Origin of the sequence: Bradyrhizobium sp., assembly GCF_036009065.1 — a bacterium.
In the GTDB taxonomy this organism is placed as follows: domain Bacteria; phylum Pseudomonadota; class Alphaproteobacteria; order Rhizobiales; family Xanthobacteraceae; genus Bradyrhizobium.
In genome coordinates this window covers 1-2,044 of sequence record NZ_DASYMN010000286.1, presented here as the reverse complement: position 1 = coordinate 2,044, position 2,044 = coordinate 1, and the positions used below count along the sequence as shown (strand labels likewise).

The 2,044-nt window shown below is 59.8% G+C and carries 1 protein-coding gene; it reads left to right on the top strand.

All coding sequences use genetic code 11. The features are described from left to right. Positions 1–520 precede the first annotated feature (520 nt). Entirely contained in the window at positions 521–1,669 is a 1,149-nt protein-coding gene (locus VGP39_RS17655) for a transposase (RefSeq protein ID WP_327569389.1), read from the top strand. The last annotated feature ends 375 nt before the right edge of the window (positions 1,670–2,044 follow it).

The following is a 2,044-nucleotide window of genomic DNA, read 5'->3' as shown; positions in this document are numbered from 1 at the left end:
CTTCCGCTGGTGTCGACTGGCCGATCTCTTTGCATCTCTCCCATGCCAAAATAAGAGGCTGAATGCTGGCTTTTGCTCATTTTCGGGTAGACGCCCCGGAAACGCGGGGTTATACGCGCCGCCCGGCTGAGCAAACGCACTTTAAACAGTCAGCCCGTGCCGGATAGTACTTCGCGTCCTCATCAGTCCGTATCGGTGATGAGGTGCAGCGCGTTGTTTAATGGAGAAACTCACAGGAGGTAAACGCCGTGCTTATCAAGCTTGGGTATGACCTTTCATACCGGCACTTCGACTACACGCCCGTCATTCTGATGTTGGAGGTTCACCCATCGCGAGTGGGCGACCTGCACGCGCTCGATGTGCCGCGGACAGAGCCTTTCGAGCCACTTGCAAAAATACGCTGACAGCGTGATTTTCTATATCATTCCTTATGGATTCTGCGAGACGCTCGTCCCCTTCGTGTAGTATATACGGTTGTAAAATAACTAGGTATTAACGAAGACAATCCGGGATACGGGCGATGTCGCTGAAGGACACACTATCCACATACTGGCTGCGCCTTCAAGGCGAACTTCTGCCCTGGCTTGACGATACGATGGGCGGCCCACTGAGTGGGCACCACAAGCAGCTGGTCAGCGTGCTGGGTCTGCTTCGGATCGAGACCCTTCTGCCAAGCGGGCACGGACTTATCGGCCGCCCTTCTTGCCAACGCGCGGCCCTGGCACGGGCCTTCATCGCCAAGGCTGTGTTCAACCTCCCCACCACCACTGTGCTGATCGACATCCTGCGCGCCGACAAGACCCTGCGCCGCCTGTGCGGCTGGCAACGCGCAGGTGAGGTGCCGAGCGAAGCCACATTCTCGCGTGCCTTCGCTGACTTCGCCGCCAGCGCCTTGCCATCGCGGTTGCATGAAGCGCTGATCCAGCAAACCCACGCGGACCGTCTGGTCGGACATATCTCGCGCGACAGCACCGCGATCGAGGCACGCGAGAAACCGGTGAAACCAGACCCGCCGCAGCCGCTCGCACGAGCCAAACGCAAGCGCGGCCGTCCCTGCCAAGGCCAGACACACCCCAGCGAGCCGCCGCGCCGGATCGAGCGCCAACTGGCCATGACAGTCTCGGCGATGCTGGAAGATCTGCCGCAACACTGCGATGTTGGCACCAAGCACAATGCCAAGGGAAACCTTGTCTCCTGGATTGGCTACAAACTGCACATCGACAGCGCGGATGGCGCCATTCCGATCAGTTGCGTGCTGACAGCTGCCTCCGTACACGACAGTCAGGTTGCCATCCCGCTCGCCACCCTGACCGCCGCACGGGTCACCAACCTGTATGATCTGATGGATGCCGCCTACGATGATGCGGTCATCAGACAACATAGTTGTGGGCTCAATCATGTGCCGATCATCGCCATCAATCCGCGCGCGACACCGGGGTTGAAGCAGGAACGGGCAGACGAGGCCAAACGCCAGCGTCTGGTCGGGCATCGCATGGCCGAAGATGTTCGCTACGGGGAAAGAAGCACGGCCGAACGTGTCAACGCCGGGCTAAAGGACCACCACGGCGGCCGGACCGTTCAGGTGCGCGGGCCAGCCAAGGTGATGTGTCATCTGATGTTCGGCGTGCTCACGTTCACCGCGTTGCAATTGATGCGTCTGGTGATCTAGCGGCGGCGTGCGAGGCTGCATCCGCACCTTGCCCTTGCATCCCAGGGCGAGGACACCGCCAGCTTGCCTGAACGGTCGGAAAACCCGGTGAATCCTTGTGCGGGAGATACGAGCTGGACAAAGGAGACGATGTTCTATTGGGGGTTGCTGATCATATCAAAATTCGCACATCAGTGCGTCGGAGTTTTGCAAGTGGCTCTCCGGTCTCGTGGTTGTGGGAAGTCCAGGATGAAACTGTTTTACGGCTGGGTGATCGTCGCCGTCGGCATTGTCGTGGGATGCATCGGGATGGGCGGCCTGATGTCGTTCGGCGTGTTCCTGCAGCCGATGGCCGACTCCCTCGGTTGGTCCCGCGCGGGGATTTCCACCGGTTCG

Excerpts from the sequence above, each read along its gene's own strand:
- VGP39_RS17655 (WP_327569389.1), top strand. The coding sequence starts at position 521 with ATGTCGCTGAAGGACACACTATCCACATACTGGCTGCGCCTTCAAGGC.